The 14,642-nt window shown below is 65.8% G+C and carries 15 protein-coding genes; 6 read left to right on the forward strand and 9 right to left on the reverse strand.

The features are described 5' to 3' along the window. Window positions 1-477: 477 nt before the first annotated feature. The 7 genes from ATI53_RS18940 to ATI53_RS18970 all read right to left on the reverse strand — a co-directional run bounded on the left by ATI53_RS18940 (window position 478) and on the right by ATI53_RS18970 (window position 8,124). Window positions 478-2,676 (reverse strand): 3-hydroxyacyl-CoA dehydrogenase NAD-binding domain-containing protein, encoded by a 2,199-nt coding sequence (locus ATI53_RS18940; protein ID WP_111551108.1) that lies wholly within the window; start codon window positions 2,674-2,676, stop codon window positions 478-480. Window positions 2,677-2,691: 15 nt separating this feature from the next. Beyond that, a complete protein-coding gene (locus ATI53_RS18945; protein WP_009503064.1) occupies window positions 2,692-3,903 on the reverse strand; it encodes an acetyl-CoA C-acetyltransferase in 1,212 nt (403 codons plus the stop codon). Between the two features lie 34 nt (window positions 3,904-3,937). Continuing rightward, window positions 3,938-4,576: a glutathione S-transferase family protein gene (locus ATI53_RS18950; RefSeq protein WP_009503065.1), complete on the reverse strand. Its 639-nt coding sequence runs from the start codon at window positions 4,574-4,576 to the stop codon at window positions 3,938-3,940. Between the two features lie 384 nt (window positions 4,577-4,960). Then, window positions 4,961-5,173: a hypothetical protein gene (locus ATI53_RS18955; RefSeq protein WP_009503066.1), complete on the reverse strand. Its 213-nt coding sequence runs from the start codon at window positions 5,171-5,173 to the stop codon at window positions 4,961-4,963. Between the two features lie 58 nt (window positions 5,174-5,231). Then, entirely contained in the window at window positions 5,232-7,007 is a 1,776-nt protein-coding gene (locus tag ATI53_RS18960) for an acyl-CoA dehydrogenase C-terminal domain-containing protein (protein WP_009503067.1), read from the reverse strand. A gap of 50 nt (window positions 7,008-7,057) precedes the next feature. Next, entirely contained in the window at window positions 7,058-7,456 is a 399-nt protein-coding gene (locus ATI53_RS18965; RefSeq protein ID WP_009503068.1) for a MerR family transcriptional regulator, read from the reverse strand. A gap of 296 nt (window positions 7,457-7,752) precedes the next feature. Continuing rightward, window positions 7,753-8,124 (reverse strand): MerR family transcriptional regulator, encoded by a 372-nt coding sequence (locus ATI53_RS18970; protein WP_009503069.1) that lies wholly within the window; start codon window positions 8,122-8,124, stop codon window positions 7,753-7,755. Between the two features lie 138 nt (window positions 8,125-8,262). Between ATI53_RS18970 and ATI53_RS18975 the strand changes: the two genes are divergently transcribed. The 6 genes from ATI53_RS18975 to ATI53_RS19000 all read left to right on the forward strand — a co-directional run bounded on the left by ATI53_RS18975 (window position 8,263) and on the right by ATI53_RS19000 (window position 13,734). Beyond that, on the forward strand, window positions 8,263-8,688 hold the full coding sequence (locus ATI53_RS18975) for a PaaI family thioesterase (RefSeq protein WP_009503071.1): 426 nt from the start codon (window positions 8,263-8,265) through the stop codon (window positions 8,686-8,688). Further along, the gene (locus ATI53_RS18980) at window positions 8,685-9,191 is read left to right on the forward strand and encodes a PaaI family thioesterase (protein ID WP_034451625.1); all 507 of its coding nucleotides are present in this window, start codon (window positions 8,685-8,687) and stop codon (window positions 9,189-9,191) included. The genes ATI53_RS18975 and ATI53_RS18980 overlap by 4 nt, the downstream gene beginning before the upstream one ends. A 113-nt stretch (window positions 9,192-9,304) precedes the next feature. Next, window positions 9,305-10,660, forward strand: coding sequence for an MATE family efflux transporter (locus ATI53_RS18985; protein ID WP_111551109.1), 1,356 nt, complete (start codon window positions 9,305-9,307; stop codon window positions 10,658-10,660). Window positions 10,661-10,943: 283 nt separating this feature from the next. Continuing rightward, window positions 10,944-11,957, forward strand: coding sequence for a TRAP transporter substrate-binding protein (locus ATI53_RS18990; RefSeq protein ID WP_111551110.1), 1,014 nt, complete (start codon window positions 10,944-10,946; stop codon window positions 11,955-11,957). Next, on the forward strand, window positions 11,954-12,454 hold the full coding sequence (locus ATI53_RS18995; protein ID WP_009503075.1) for a TRAP transporter small permease: 501 nt from the start codon (window positions 11,954-11,956) through the stop codon (window positions 12,452-12,454). The genes ATI53_RS18990 and ATI53_RS18995 overlap by 4 nt, the downstream gene beginning before the upstream one ends. Next, a complete protein-coding gene (locus tag ATI53_RS19000; protein ID WP_111551111.1) occupies window positions 12,454-13,734 on the forward strand; it encodes a TRAP transporter large permease in 1,281 nt (426 codons plus the stop codon). The genes ATI53_RS18995 and ATI53_RS19000 overlap by 1 nt, the downstream gene beginning before the upstream one ends. On the opposite strand, the gene ATI53_RS24070 is transcribed toward ATI53_RS19000, so the two are convergent. Further along, a complete protein-coding gene (locus ATI53_RS24070; protein WP_240778631.1) occupies window positions 13,731-13,979 on the reverse strand; it encodes a hypothetical protein in 249 nt (82 codons plus the stop codon). The two genes, ATI53_RS19000 and ATI53_RS24070, sit on opposite strands and share 4 nt — an antisense overlap. Window positions 13,980-14,167: 188 nt before the next feature. Further along, window positions 14,168-14,341 (reverse strand): hypothetical protein, encoded by a 174-nt coding sequence (locus ATI53_RS24075; protein ID WP_223866021.1) that lies wholly within the window; start codon window positions 14,339-14,341, stop codon window positions 14,168-14,170. Window positions 14,342-14,642 lie beyond the last annotated feature (301 nt).

The raw sequence follows: 14,642 nt of genomic DNA on the forward strand, positions 1-14,642 counted from the left end.
CGACAAGCTCCCCAACACAACGGCTTCACGGGTGCCGGACCTTCTGCCATGGAATTGGCAGACATCGCAGCGCCAACTCGCTACATGACCGCAGCCTACGCCGGATGCTTACCGCGCAATGAGACATATCGCGGTGGAACGACGTGGATTTGGGGCATGATGTCCGCGAGTGCGATCCCCCATGAGACAGCCGTCAGCATCGGCTTTGAAATGGCGCCGCATGTGGCGGGGCATGGCGATTCGCGGCTGTTGGCGGGCAGGGACGTTGCCGGTGCTGGCAAGGCCGCACCTCGGTCGAGGCCCGCCATCGCGCCACGGCGCGCGCGGCATCGTGGGTGACGCGCTGGCGTAAAACAACGGTCGTTCTGGCAAGCCGGTTGATGCAACGTAAATCGGCGGCTCCATGGGGTTAACAGCCACAGATTGCCAGCCGTTCAAGCCCTCGCGCGCGGCGTCCTTGCCAGCCAGCGGGCAGATTCAGGCGACCGCGGTGTTCCCTGTGTCCAGCCGGTCGTAGAAACCTTCGGCGGAGGCCGCCATTTCGCGCAAGAGCTGCGGGCAGGCAAAGCGCGGCCCGTAGGCGGCGGCAAGCGCATCGCATCGCCTGGCGGCGCAGGCGCTGCCCAGCATGTCAAGCCAACTGAACGGACCGCCCGACCAGGGCGCGAAGCCCCAGCCCAGGATCGCGCCGACGTCGCCTTCGCGGATGTCGGTCAGCACGCCGTCTTCCAGCGCGCGCACCGCTTCAAGCGCCTGCACGAACAAGAGACGGTGCTGCACGTCGATCAACGCCGGTTGCGTTGTCGCCGCCGGGTACCGCAGGGCCAGCCCGCGCCACAGACCGGTGCGCTTGCCCTTTTCGTCATAGGCGTAGAATCCGGCGCCGGCCTTGCGCCCCAACCGGCCCTGGTCTTCGAGCCAGAAGATCACCTCGTCGACCGCGCCGTCCGGATAGGCCGCGCCCATCGCCGCGCGGGTGGCGCGCGCGATCCTGGCCCCAAGGTCGATCGAGGTTTCATCCACCAGTTGCAACGGTCCCACCGGCATCCCCGCCAGCTTGGCCGCGTTTTCGATCAGCGCGGGCGACACCCCTTCGGACACCATGCGGATGCCTTCGTTGATGTAGGGAATGATACAGCGATTGGCGTAAAAGAACCGCGCGTCGTTGACCACGATGGGGGTCTTGCGGATCTGGCGCACGAAATCCAGCGCCTTTGCCGTGGCCCGGTCGCCGGTTTCCTGCCCCTTGATGATCTCGACGAGGGACATCTTTTCGACGGGTGAAAAGAAATGGATGCCGATGAACAGATCGGGGCGGGGCGATGCCTTGGCCAGCTGGGAAATTGGCAGGGACGAGGTGTTGGTGGCAAAGATGCAATCGTCGGGGGCGTGTTTCAGCACCTTTTGCGTCACCTCCGCCTTGATGCCCGGGTCTTCAAACACCGCTTCGACGATCAGGTCGCAGCCGGACAGCGCGGCGTAATCGTCGGTCGCGGTGATGCGCGACAGCGCCGCCTCTTTGCCTTCGGGGGTGGTTTTGCGGCGGGCAATGCCCTTGTCCATGTAGCGTTCCGTGTAGGCGCGCCCCTTTTGGGCTACTTCGGGGGATTGGTCCAGCAGGACCACCTCGATCCCTGCCATGGCCGCGACCAGCGCGATACCGGCGCCCATCATGCCGGCGCCGATCACGCCAAGCTTGTCCACATGCTGCGGCCCCGTGTCGGGCCGGTTCGCGCCTTTTTCCAGCGCTTCCTTGCTGACGAACAGCGACCGGATCATCGCCGAGGACGACGGGTCGAGCAAAACGGAGGTGAACCACCGCGCCTCGATCTTCAGCGCCGTGTCGAACGGCACCAGCGCGCCCTCGTAGATCGCGCTCAGCATAGCCCTTGCGGCAGGGTAGACGCCCTTCGTCTTGCCGTTGACCATGGCCGAGGCCCCGACAAAGGTCATGAACCCCGCAGGATGATAGGGGGCGCCGCCGGGCATCTTGTAGCCTTTGGCGTCCCAGGGTTTGACGATATCGGCGGACGTGGCGCCGAGCACCCAGGCCCGCGCTGCGGCGACGGGATCGTCGCAGACCTCGTCGATCAGGCCGGCCGCCTGTGCTTCCCTGGGGGCGCTCAGCTTGCCTTCGAGCAGGAATGGCGCGGCTGCCATCGCCCCCAGCTTGCGCACCAGCCGGGTGGTGCCCCCAGCGCCTGGAAAGATGCCGACCTTGATTTCCGGCAGACCGATTTTTGCCTTGGGGGCATCGGCCGCAAAGATTCGGTGACAGGCAAGCGCGATCTCGAACCCGATGCCCAGCGCGGTGCCGGGAAGGGCGCAGGCGACGGGTTTGCCCCCCTTGTTGCGGTCGTCCATTCCGGCGCGCTCGATCTTGCGCAGGATGGCGTGAATCCGCATGAGCCCGTCCAGGATGGCGGGGGCGGGATCGTCGCCGCCATCCTGGCGCATCCGCGCGATCACGTTCAGATCCATCCCGCCGGCAAAGCTGTCCGGTTTGCCCGACGTCAGCACGATGCCCCTGACCGCGTCATCGGCGAGTGCGGCGTCGATCATCTGCGATAGCTGCGCCAGGCCCTCAAGGCGCATCACGTTCATCGACTTGCCCGGCGTGTTCCAGGTGATCAGCGCGACGCCGTCCGTGTCGGTTTGCAGGGTGAAATCGGTCATGTGTTGGTCTCCGGTTCAGATCCGCTCGATCAGGGTGGCGGCGCCCATGCCGGACGCGACGCACAGGGTGGCAAGGCCGGTGCCCTTGCCGGTGCGTTCCAGTTCGTCCAGCAACGTGCCGATGATGATCGCTCCGCTGGCGCCCAGGGGGTGCCCCATGGCGATGGCCCCGCCGTTCACGTTCACCTTGTCGGCGCCGACGTCGAACGCCTGGCGAAAGCGCAACACCACGGCGGCGAAGGCCTCGTTGACCTCGAACAGATCAATGTCGCCGATCGCCATGCCGCTGTGCTTCAGCAGCCGCTCGGTGACGGGCACCGGCCCGGTCAGCATGATCGTGGGATCGGTGCCGATCCTGGCGGTGGCGCGGATGCGGGCGCGCGGGGTCAGCCCATGCGCGGCGCCGAATGCCTTGTCGCCGATCAGAAGGGCCGCGGCGCCATCGACGATGCCCGAACTGTTGCCCGCGTGGTGGACGTGTTCGATCTTTTCCAGATGTGGGTATTTCATCAGCGCGACCTGATCGAAGCCGGGCATTCCTTCGCCCATGTCCTTGAAAGCGGGGCGCAGCGCGCCCAGGGCCTGCATGTCGGTGTCGGGCCGCATGTATTCGTCATGCGCCAGGATCATGACGCCGTTCTGATCCCGCACCGGGATCACCGAGCGATCGAATCGCCCGGCTTCCCACGCCGCACCCGCGCGGCGCTGCGACTCGACCGCAAGCTGGTCGACATCGTTTCGGGAGAACCCGAATTGCGTGGCAATGATGTCGGCGCTGATGCCTTGCGGCACGAAACAGGTCTTCATCGCAAGACCGGGATCGACCGCGATGGCCGCGCCGTCGCTGCCCATGGCGACCCGGCTCATCATCTCGACCCCGCCGGCGATATAGCCGCTGCCGGCGCCCCCCCGGATCTGGTTGGCGGCCAGATTCACCGCCTCCATGCCCGACGCGCAAAAGCGGTTGATCGACAGCCCTGGAATGCGTTCATCCAGAGCGCTGGCCAACACGGCAGAGCGCGCCAGGCAGCCTCCCTGTTCCGCCACCTGCGTGGCATTCCCCCAGATCACGTCTTCGACCGCGTGCCCCTCCAGCCCGTTCCGGTCCTTGATCGCGTTCAACGTCAGGGCCGACAGACGCAGTGAAGTCAGCTCGTGCAGCGCACCATCGGTGCGCCCCTTGCCACGCGGTGTGCGCACGGCATCGTAGATATAGACGTCGCTCATCAGCTCCTCCTTCCTGCTCCTTGCCGGGGTGTGCTCAGACGCGGTCGGCGGGCGAGCCGGGCATCAGATCGTAGGGGTGTTTCCAGCCCTCCAGCGCCTCGATTCCCGACAGCCAGCGGTCGATGTTGCGCCAGTCCGACCGCACGAACCCAAAAGGTTCGGGGTAGAACAGATACCCGCAGCAGGAAAAATCCGCGTTGGTCGGGGCGGCACCGACCATCCAGTCGCGATCGGCCAAATGAGCGTCAAGAACCTGGTACGCGGCCCTAAGCCGGCCCTGGGCAAAGGCGATGACCTCGGCTGGGCGCTTTTCCTCGGGCAGAAAATTCATCAGGAACCGTGTCATGCCCGCCTGGCTGGACAGCTTGTGATTGTCCCAGAAACACCAGCGCATGACCTCGCGCGCCTCCTGCGGTGTCGCGCCGCCGTACTTGCCGCTTTTTTCCGTGATATACATCTGGATCACGCCGGATTGCGACAGGTGTGTCTCGCCATCGACAAGCACCGGCGCCTCGCCCATCTCGTTGACATCGTTGCGATAAGCATCGCTTCGGGTTTCACCCTGAAAGAAATCGACCTTCACCGGCTCCCAGGCGAGGCCGGAGAGTTCGAGCGGCAAAGCAGCCTTGTACGCATTTCCGGATTCGCCGAAACAGTACAGCTTTATGGTCATCGCGTTGTCCTTTGCATTGTTCGGGCTGATACCGACAGGTGGGGGCTTCGCGCCCCCACACCCCCGCGGAGTTTAAGGGCAAGATGAAGCTGGGTGCGAGCGTTTACGTTGCATTAAGCATGTTCAGGTTAGCCTGACGCTGCGTCGCAGACTGGAGAGTTGAGCGGCGTGCAAGGTGAAGCTGCACCGCCTGCCTGCTTTCCGTCAATGGATCTGTCAGGCGGTGCAGCCGACCGGGTGCTGCCCGCGCCACCAATCGGGCCCGATGTACGGTGCGTATCTTCATCTTGCCCTTAAACTCCACGGGGGTCCGGGGGTGTGAAACCCCCGGCCTTCCGGTGCCTGCGTTGCGCGACGTCCATCGCGGGGCGCGCGCGTGGCCGCTCAGCGTTTGCGCTCTTCCAGTTCTGCGTTGAACAGACGCAGGCGATGGGACAGCAATTCGCCATCCGTCACGCTGTCGAAATGTTCGAACAGAAAGGACAGCGCCTCGCCTTCGTCCAGTCCGGCATCGCCTGCGAATTTCTTGAGCCCGCGATAGCCGTCTTCGGTCATGGCGACGGCAAAGCGGCGGGTCAGGCGGAAGCGCTTGGGCATCTGGGTCTCCGGCTCAGGGGGGCGCGCGATCTGTGGCGCCTCTGGGGCACCGTCCGCCTCAGAAGGCCGCTTCGTCAAGGGCCATGACCGGTGCTGCGCCGCTCTCGATCCGGGCAAGGTGCAGCTTGGTCGCCGGCAGGTGTCGTGCCATGTAGTAGCGCCCGGTGTCGAGCTTTGCCGTCAGGAAGTCGGCATTCTCGCCCGCCTCCATCCCCTGGTGCGCGGCAAGGGCCATGCGGGACCACATCAGGCCGACGCACACATGACCGAAGAGATGCATGAAATCATAAGACCCCGCCAAGGCGTCGTTGGGCGATGTCATGCCCTTGTTCAGGAAGAACATCGCCGCGGTCTGCAAATCCCCGGATGCGGCCTTGAGCGGGCTCAGGAACTGCGCATCAAAAGCCGCGTCCCCGCTGGCCTGTGCGATGAAGTCCTTGACCAGATCGAAGAAGGCCATGAGCGGCTTGCCCCCGTCGGCGGCCAGCTTGCGCCCCACCAGGTCCACAGACTGGATGCCGTTCGTCCCCTCGTAGACCATCGTGATCCGGGCATCGCGGACGAACTGTTCCAGCCCCAGGTCGCGGGTGAATCCGGCGCCGCCCGGCGTCTGCTGCGCCAGGACGCAGGTTTCAAAGCCCTTGTCGGTCAGGAATCCCTTGATCACCGGTGTCAGCAGCGAAATCAGCGCCTCGGCCTGCGCGTCATCGCAGCGGCGCGCGCGGTCGATCAGGCTGGCGCCCCAGAAGACGAAGGCCCGCGCGCCTTCGGTCAACGCCTTTTGATCCATCAGTCCGCGCCGCACGTCGGGGTGGACGATGATCGGGTCGGCGGGGCGGTCCGGCGTGGCAGAGCCGGTGGCCGCGCGGCCCTGAAGCCGGTCGCGCGCAAAATCCCGTGCGTTCTGGTAGGCGACTTCGCCTTGTGCATAGCCCTGAAGCCCGACGCCCAGCCGCGCCTCGTTCATCATGGTGAACATCGCGCGCATCCCCTGGTGGGGCGCACCGACCAGCCAGCCCGTCGCACCTTCGTAAGCCATCACGCAGGTGGCGTTGCCATGGATGCCCATCTTGGATTCCAGCCCGGTGCAGGCCAGCGCGTTGCGCGCTCCGAGCGTGCCGTCGTCGTTCACCAGGATCTTTGGCACCAGGAACAGCGAAATCCCCTTGACGCCCTCGGGCGCCTGGGGAAGGCGGGCCAGCACCAGATGGATGATGTTGTCGCACAGGTCGTGCTCGCCGGCCGAAATCCAGATCTTGGTGCCGGTGATGGCGTAGCTGCCATCGTCGCGCGGTTCGGCTCGCGTTCGGATCAGGCCCAGATCCGTGCCGCAGTGCGGCTCGGTCAGGTTCATCGTGCCGCCCCATTCGCAGCGGATCATCGGCGGCAGATACATCGCTTTTTGTGCGGCCGAACCATGCGCTTGGATCGCGTTACAGGCGCCATGGGTCAGGCCCTGGTACATGTTGAGGGCCATATTCGCCGCGCTCAGGATCTCGGCCACCGCGGTCGCCAGCAGACAGGGCAGACCCTGACCGCCGTACGCGGGGTCGCAGTCCAGCGCCGTCCAGCCGCCGTCGCGCAGCTGCTCGAAGGCGGCCCCGAATCCGTCGGGGGTGCGCACGGTGCCATCGCGCAGCACGCAGCCCTGCGCATCGCCCACCCTGTTCAGCGGCGCGAGCACGTCTTGCGCAAGCTTACCGGCCTCGGACAGGATGGCCCGGGTGGTGGCGGGGTCAAGATCGTCGTATCCCGGAATCCCGGCCTCGCCGACCTTCAGCACATCGTGCAGCACGAACTGCATGTCCCTGACGGGGGCGGTGTAACGGGGCATGGGGGCCTCCTCCTGCGTCGGGGCGTGTGGCTTTTCGCGCGCCGCAGGCCTCAGCCTGCCTTTTTCTGTTCCAGTTGCGAGAGCATCTTTTCACCCCATGCAAGCTGCTCTTTCAGGTCCTTGATCGCCGCGTCCAGATCTTCGCGCTGCTGGACCATGTCATCCAGCCGTTTGCGCGCGATTTCGTAGGTGCGTTCGATCTGCGTCTTCTGCTGGTCGCCCATGTGATACAGATCGAGAAGCTGCCGGATCTCTTCCAGGCTGAAACCGAACCGCTTGCCGCGCAGGATCAGCTTCAGCCGCGCCCGGTCGCGCCGGTTGTAAAGCCGCTTCTGGCCTAGGCGCTGCGGAAAGATCAGTTCCTTCTGTTCGTAAAAGCGCAGCGTGCGGGGGGTCACATCGAAAAGATCGCACATCTCGCGGATGGTCATCTGGGTGTCTTCGCTCATCGGTATTCTTGCCTCACCTAGCGTTATGATCCGCGTCAGGTGCGCTTTCGTCATCGAACATACAATGACCAAATCGGTTGACGTAACATAGACGTCACGTCACCTTCCAATTTACGTAACTTCCTTTCTCGCCACGCCCTGTTTGCGGAAACTTCGTTGCCGGCAAAGATCTGCCGATTCAGCGGAAAATCGCCCAAAATCGTTAAAATCGCAAATCCAAAACGCTTTGAATGCAAGTTTCAGGCGATGCGATTCATGCGTCGGGTCGCCCTGGGCGTGCCATGCGGCGGCATCGGTCAGTCGCGCAGGGCGGCGGCGGCCTCGTTCCTGAGGGCTTGCAGGTCGGCCATGGTCTCGTCGATCTGGCGGCGCTGTTCGGCCAGTTCCACCATCTGTTGATCGGCCTTTTCCAGCCAGGTGCGCATCTGCGCCTCGGACCCGTCGCGTTCGCGAATTGCAAGCCACTGGCGAATATCTTCGAGCGGAAAGCCGAACCGGCGCCCCCGCAGGATCAGCGCCATGCGCGCCACCTCGCGCGGGCCGTACCAACGCGCGCGCCCGTCACGATCCGGCGCGAGAAGTTCGATGTATTCGTAGTAGCGCAGGGTTCGCGGGGTCACCTCGAACCGCGCGCACATCTGTTTGAAGCTGAGACGGGTCTCGTTCATCCGCTCCTCCTTGGCCATGGGGCAAATCTAGACTTGGTCGCGGGGCAGGGCAAGCCGTACCCATCGCGGCGACCGGCGCACTTGCGACGGAGCCGAGGCCACCGCATAAGGGTTTCAGCGACACAAGGACAGATGCCGATGACCACCGACAAGACCGACTTTGCCCTGAGCTTCATGAGCGCGCTTCCACAGGCGCAGGCCCTGGGGCTGGAGATCCTTGAACTCGCAGACGGTGTCGCGGTGATCCGGATGCCCTACTCCGAGGATCTTGTGGGGAACCCGGACACGGGGGTGATCCATGGCGGGGCGGTGTCGACTCTGATGGACACCTGCGGCGGTGCCGCGACCATCGTGCATCCCGACAATGCCGGGGGGACCGCGACCATCGGGCTGCGGATCGACTATCTGCGCGCAGCGACGCCGGGGCAGGCGGTCACGGCGCGGGCCGAATGCCATCACATCACGCGCGCGATCGCCTTCGTTCGCGCCACCGCACATGACGACGACCCCGACCGGCCCGTCGCCACCGCCACCGGCACCTTCACGGTCGAGACCTTGGCATGACCCGCCCCGCCCCCGAACCGATGCAGGTGGTCAAGCTCAGGCGCGACACGGCGCTGGCGGCACTGGCCGGGCGGGTGCCCTACATCCGCTTTCTGAACATCACCTTCGACCGGCGCGGCGACGAGTTGACCGGGGTGATGCATTTTGACGAAAAGCTGATCGGCAATCCGCAGCTGCCCGCGCTGCACGGCGGCGTGACGGCGGCGTTTCTTGAGGTGACGTCGATCATCTGCCTCAGCTGGGCGCTGCTATGGGAAGATGTCGAAAGCGGCGCGCTCAGCCGCGGGGACCTTGAAAGGGGCGCCTTGCCCCGGTTGCCCAAGACCATTGATTTCAGCGTGGACTATCTGCGCGCGGGGCTGCCGCGCGATGCCTATGCGCGCGCGCAGGTCACGCGCTCGGGGCGGCGCTATGCCTCGGTCCGGGCCGAGGCCTGGCAGGACAACCACGCCCGCCCCATCGCGACGTCCAACGCGCATCTACTGATGGCGCCCGAAGGCTGAACCGGGTCCGGGCGGCCGGACCTGGTTGCCGACAACCGGGTTTGCCCGCGCACATCCTTGTCACCCGAAGCGCCATCACATAGCGGTTCCGAAACCGCCGCGAGAACCGCACCATGACCGCCCCTGTCCAGAGCACGACGCCGATCACCCATGGCCGCGTGCTCAGGATCGCGCTGCCGATCCTGCTGTCGAACGTGACGATCCCGATCCTGGGGGCGGTGGATACCGGCGTCGTGGGACAGATCCCGCAGCCCGAACCCATCGCGGCGGTCGGGGTCGGGGCCATCGTACTGTCAGCGATCTACTGGGTGTTCGGATTCCTGCGCATGGGGACGGTCGGGCTTGCCGCGCAGGCGGCGGGCGCGGGGGATCGCGCCGAAATCACGGCGCTTTTGACGCGCGCGCTGATGATCGGGCTTGCGGGCGGTGGCTGCCTGATCGCGCTGCAACCGCTGATCTTTGCGGGCACCTTTGCCATCTCGCCGGCCTCGTCCGAGGTCGAACGAATGGCGCGCGCCTACATGGGCATCCGCATCTGGTCCGCCCCCGCCGCCGTGGCGATCTATGCCATCACCGGCTGGCTGATCGCGCAGGAACGCACGCGGGCGGTTTTCGCGCTGCAACTGTCGATGAACGGGGTCAACGTGGTGCTCGACCTGCTGTTCGTGCCGGGGCTGGGCTGGGGAGTTGAGGGCGTTGCGCTTGCCACCGCCATCGCCGAGGTCTCGGGGCTGGGGGTGGGCCTCTGGCTCTGCCGTGCCGCGCTGCGCGATCCGGGCGCGCGCGCCTGGGCCCGCGTGTTTGATCGCGCGCGGCTGACGCGCATGGCTGCGGTGAATGGCGACATCCTGATCCGTTCGCTGCTGCTCGAGGCGATTTTCGTGTCCTTCCTGCTGATCGGCGGGCGGTTTGGAGACGTCACCCTCGCGACAAACCAGGTGCTTTTGCAGTTCCTGATGATGACCGGATATGCATTGGACGGCTTCGCCTATGCCGCCGAGGCGCTTGTGGGGCGGGCCTTTGGCGCGGGGCAAGTGGCGACTCTGCGGCGCGGGGCGGTGATGACAAGCCTGTGGGCGTCAGGAGCGGCAGTGCTGATGGCCGTGGGCTTCTGGATCGCCGGTCCGGCGTTGGTGGACCTGATGGCCAGGGACCCGGAGGTGCGCGCCGCCGCGCGGTTGTACCTGCCCTGGATGGTCGCCGCGCCGGTGGCCCAGATCGGGTTGATCATGTTCGACGGGATCTTCATCGGGGCGACCCGGTCGCGGGACATGCGCAACATGATGGTCGTGACGGCGCTGATCTATGCTGTGTCGGTTTGCGCGCTGATCGGTCCGTTGGGCAACCATGGGCTATGGCTGGCGATGATGGTGTCTTTCGTCGCACGCGGGGTGACACTGGGCGCGCGCTATCCCGCGCTGGAGCGTGCGGCAAGCGGGTCAGGGGGGGCGCTGCCCCCCGCCGCCTGAACGGCGACTCCCCCCGGAGTTCAAGGGCAAGATGAAGACCGGGCGCCTCTGGCTTCATCTTGCCCTTGAACTCCCGCCGGAGGCAGGCCGGGTATCATGGCCGGGTATCGTGGCCGGGCACCATGCCCGGCGAAGGGCTGAATCCGGGGGCCTGGCGCGGGAATTGCGGCGCCGCGACCGGCGGCCCCTTGCACCCGTGGGCTGTTTGCAGAACAGATAGCCCTGCCGGGACCGGAACCGGCCCGCGTGTCCCAGACCGACCACATTCAACAGGACGATGCCGATGAAACAGCTCTTGACCGCCTCCGCGCTGACACTTTGCCTTGCGGGCGCCGCTTCTGCCCAGACCGTTCTGACCGTGGCCAGCTGGCTGCCGCCCTCGCACCCGCTGGTGGCCGATCTGATCGTACCGATGGGCGAGGCGATCGCCGAGGCGACGGGCGGCGAGGTTACCGCCAACATCCTGACTGCGCCGCTGGGGCCGCCCCCGGTCCATTTCGATTTCGCCGTCAATGGCGTGGCCGACATCACCTTCGGGGTGCAGGGCTACAATCCGGGCCGGTTCAAGACCACCAATATCGTCGAACTGCCGTTCCTGGGCGAGACCGCCGAGGCGATTTCCGTCGCCTACTGGCGGGTCTTTGATGAAATGCTGCGGGATGCGGGCGAATATGATCGGGTCAAGGTGCTGGCGGTGTTCAGCCATGGTCCGGGCGAAATTTTCCTCAGGGACGGCGACGTGGGCGCGCCCGATGTGCTGGACGGTGTCAAGATCCGTGTCGGTGGCGGCATCGTGCATGAGGTGGCATCGGCGCTCGGCGCGGTTCCGGTCGAGGGACCGTCATCGAAAGCCTACGAACTGCTCAGCCAGGGCGTCGCGGACGGGATCTTTTTCCCATATGAGTCGGTGAATTTCTTCAAGCTGATTCCGCAGTTGGATCGTGCGATTTCGGTGCCGGGGGGCTTGTACAACACGTCGTTCTACATCGTCATGAACAAGGCGAAATGGGACAGCCTGACCCCTGCGCAGCAGGATGCCATCGACAGCGTCACCGGCGAGGTGCTGGCGCGCAGGGCCGGGCAGATGTGGGACGCCGCCGACGCCAGGGGGCGCGCCGCGATGGAGGGCGAGATCGCCATCCATCGCGCGACAGAAACGCAGATGCGCGCATGGGAAGGGGCGGTTTCGCCGCTGGTCCGGGCCAAGCTTGACGAGGTGGGCGAGACGGGGATCGACGCGCAGGCGGCTTATGACATGCTCAGGGCCGAGATCGCAAAGCAGACCGCGGCGCAATGACGGCACCGGCGCCGGATCACGGGGGGCGCGCGCCTGCCGGCGTGATGCGTGTGGCGCTGGCGGTGATGGGCGGCGTGTTGCTGATGGCGCTCATGGGGCTGACGGTGGTGGATGTGGTGGGACGGTATATATTCGATGCCCCGCTGATCGGCGCGACCGAATTGACCGAGCTGCTGCTGGCGGCGGTGATCTTTCTTGGCCTGCCCGCCGTGGCGCTGGCCGAAGAGCACGTCAGCGTCGATCTGCTCACCGACCGGATGCCACCCTGGGTGCAGCCCTGGCGGCTGGCGCTGGCGGGGGTGTTTTCCGGCGTGGTGCTTGGCCTCGTGACCTGGCGCATCTGGATCTATGCCGGGCAGATCGGAGCCTATGGCGGGCTGACCAACAGCCTGCGCCTGCCCATCGCGCCGCTGGGATATTTCTGCGCCGTCTGCACCGGGCTTGGCGCGGTGATTACCGCGCTGATGCCGTTGGCGCGGTTGCGGCGGAGAGGGTGATGGAACACTGGCCCTTCGGGATGGCGGTTCTGACCGTTCTGCTGCTGCTTGGCGTGCCGATTTCGATGGCGCTGGCGGGCGTTGGTCTTGCCGGGGTCGCCGCGGTCATCGGCTGGACCCCCGCGCTGTCGCTGATCGGCAGCGCGTTTTTCGACAACGGGCGCGATTACTCGCTGTCGGTGCTGCCGCTGTTTTTGATGATGGGCAACTTCGTGGTGCAATCGGGCATCGCCGAAGAGCTGTATAACGCGGCCTATGCCTGGCTGCGCCACCGCAAGGGGGGCCTTGCCATGGCAACCGTGGTGGCCTGCGGGGCGTTTTCGTCGGTGTGCGGCAGTTCGATGGCGACGGCGGCGACGATGACGCGGATCGCGCTGCCGTCGATGCGCAGGTTCGGGTATCCGGACCAGCTGTCGACCGCCTCGATCGCGGCCGGGGGCACGCTGGGCATTCTGATCCCGCCGTCGGTCATTCTGGTGTTTTATGGTATCCTGACCCAGCAGGACATCGGGCGGCTGTTTCTGGCCGGATTGATCCCAGGGCTGATCGGGGTGGTCGGCTATGCCATCGCGGTGCGGATGTCCATCGCGTTTGGCAAGATCGACCTTCCGACCGAACCCAGGCTGCCGCTGATGGATCGCATCCGTGCGCTGAGGGGTACGGCGGGCGCGCTGGTGCTGTTCGTGTTCGTGATGGGGGGGATCTATCTGGGAGTCTTTACGCCGACCGAAAGCGCCGGCATGGGCGCTGGCGGGGCGTACCTGCTGGTGCTGCTCAGCGGCAATTTCAGCCGGGCCAGAATGATTTCCGTGCTGTATGATACGATGAAGACCACTTCGATGATGTTCTTCATCCTGTTCGGTGCGCTGACGTTCACCAATTACGTCAACCTGTCGGGCATGACCGCGGACATTCAGGGCTTTCTTGTGCTGTTGGGCGACACGCCCGGCGTCACCATTGTGGTGATCCTGTGCATCTACCTGTTGCTGGGGTGCCTGCTGGAGAGCCTGTCGATGATCATGCTGACGGTGCCGGTGTTCTATCCCATCGTCGCTGCGCAGGGGATCGACCTGATCTGGTTCGGCATATTCGTCGTCATGGTGACCGAGATTTCCTATATCACGCCCCCTGTGGGGATGAACGCCTTCGTGCTGCGCTCGGTAGTGCGGGATGTGCCGCTGGGCACGATCTTTCGAGGGCTCGGGCCGTTCGTGGCAATGGATATCCTGCGGGTGGCGTTGCTGACGGCGGTGCCGGGGCTGGTGCTGGTGCTGACCTAGCGCGCGTCCAGCGCATGCACGAGCGTGGCACCGCATTCATTGTGGGGCGCCCGCAGCGCTGAGAGGCGTTCCCTGTGGCCATGCACGGGTCGAACCGGCAGACCTGTGCGCCCTGCGCCTGGCAGCGCCCGCGCGCAGGCGCTGCCGAACACCGTGCCGGGGCCGATACCGCGCCCCGAACAGCCGTGACAGGCAAGGCCGGTGTCGCCAAAGGCGATGATCCGGGGGATATGGTCCGAGGTCATGGCGATGCGCCCACACACCAGCCGTGTTCAAAGGGCAGGCGGGCCAGATCGGGGAACAGCGCGCACAGCTTGCGCTGCGCCCGCGCGGGCAGGTCCCCTGAGGTAGTCAAGCGGTTGCACGGCTCCGGCGCGCGGGTCGAACAGCGCACCGTGTACGGCGGCGGCGCCGACGCGGGCCTGATCGGCGCTCAGCAGGTGCAGGGGGCAACCCCTTGTCGCAGCCGCTCGTGCAGGTCGGCCATGCCGGCGGGCGCGTGGGCGCAATGCAGGGCGCCGTTGCGGGTTGCCTCGCAGGTGATGTCTTCGCGCGCGATCAGGTCAACCACAAGCTCGGGGGCGGCGCCCCCCCCGACATCGCCCAACGCCGGGGCGCGCCTCGGGTTTCAGGCAAAGCCCGGCGTTCACCAGCCCGACGTTGCGGCCCGATCCGCCATAGCCGATTTCGCGGGCGTCCAGCAGAACCACGCGCGCGCCGCGCGGCCTACAGCGCCGCCGCGACGCCGGTAAAGCCGCCACCGATCCCCGCAAGATCGGTGGTCATGTCCGCAACGAACGGCTTTGCGCCTCACGGAGGCGCGCGCGCTGGCCTGCCACAGGTTCGTGCCGTGGGCTGCGTTGGTGGCGGGCATGACGGGGGACTCCTGCACAAGCGACCTTCCCACT

It is taken from the genome of Salipiger aestuarii (genome assembly GCF_003259905.1).
In the GTDB taxonomy this organism is placed as follows: domain Bacteria; phylum Pseudomonadota; class Alphaproteobacteria; order Rhodobacterales; family Rhodobacteraceae; genus Salipiger; species Salipiger aestuarii.

What these genes read in the sequence shown, in the direction of transcription:
- ATI53_RS18940 (WP_111551108.1), bottom strand. Translation starts at nt 2,676, where the DNA reads ATGACCGATTTCACCCTGCAAACCGACACGGACGGCGTCGCGCTGATC.
- ATI53_RS18945 (WP_009503064.1), bottom strand. Translation starts at nt 3,903, where the DNA reads ATGAGCGACGTCTATATCTACGATGCCGTGCGCACACCGCGTGGCAAG.
- ATI53_RS18950 (WP_009503065.1), bottom strand. Translation starts at nt 4,576, where the DNA reads ATGACCATAAAGCTGTACTGTTTCGGCGAATCCGGAAATGCGTACAAG.
- ATI53_RS18955 (WP_009503066.1), bottom strand. Translation starts at nt 5,173, where the DNA reads ATGCCCAAGCGCTTCCGCCTGACCCGCCGCTTTGCCGTCGCCATGACC.
- ATI53_RS18960 (WP_009503067.1), bottom strand. Translation starts at nt 7,007, where the DNA reads ATGCCCCGTTACACCGCCCCCGTCAGGGACATGCAGTTCGTGCTGCAC.
- ATI53_RS18965 (WP_009503068.1), bottom strand. Translation starts at nt 7,456, where the DNA reads ATGAGCGAAGACACCCAGATGACCATCCGCGAGATGTGCGATCTTTTC.
- ATI53_RS18970 (WP_009503069.1), bottom strand. Translation starts at nt 8,124, where the DNA reads ATGAACGAGACCCGTCTCAGCTTCAAACAGATGTGCGCGCGGTTCGAG.
- ATI53_RS18975 (WP_009503071.1), top strand. Translation starts at nt 8,263, where the DNA reads ATGACCACCGACAAGACCGACTTTGCCCTGAGCTTCATGAGCGCGCTT.
- ATI53_RS18980 (WP_034451625.1), top strand. Translation starts at nt 8,685, where the DNA reads ATGACCCGCCCCGCCCCCGAACCGATGCAGGTGGTCAAGCTCAGGCGC.
- ATI53_RS18985 (WP_111551109.1), top strand. Translation starts at nt 9,305, where the DNA reads ATGACCGCCCCTGTCCAGAGCACGACGCCGATCACCCATGGCCGCGTG.
- ATI53_RS18990 (WP_111551110.1), top strand. Translation starts at nt 10,944, where the DNA reads ATGAAACAGCTCTTGACCGCCTCCGCGCTGACACTTTGCCTTGCGGGC.
- ATI53_RS18995 (WP_009503075.1), top strand. Translation starts at nt 11,954, where the DNA reads ATGACGGCACCGGCGCCGGATCACGGGGGGCGCGCGCCTGCCGGCGTG.
- ATI53_RS19000 (WP_111551111.1), top strand. Translation starts at nt 12,454, where the DNA reads ATGGAACACTGGCCCTTCGGGATGGCGGTTCTGACCGTTCTGCTGCTG.
- ATI53_RS24070 (WP_240778631.1), bottom strand. Translation starts at nt 13,979, where the DNA reads ATGACCTCGGACCATATCCCCCGGATCATCGCCTTTGGCGACACCGGC.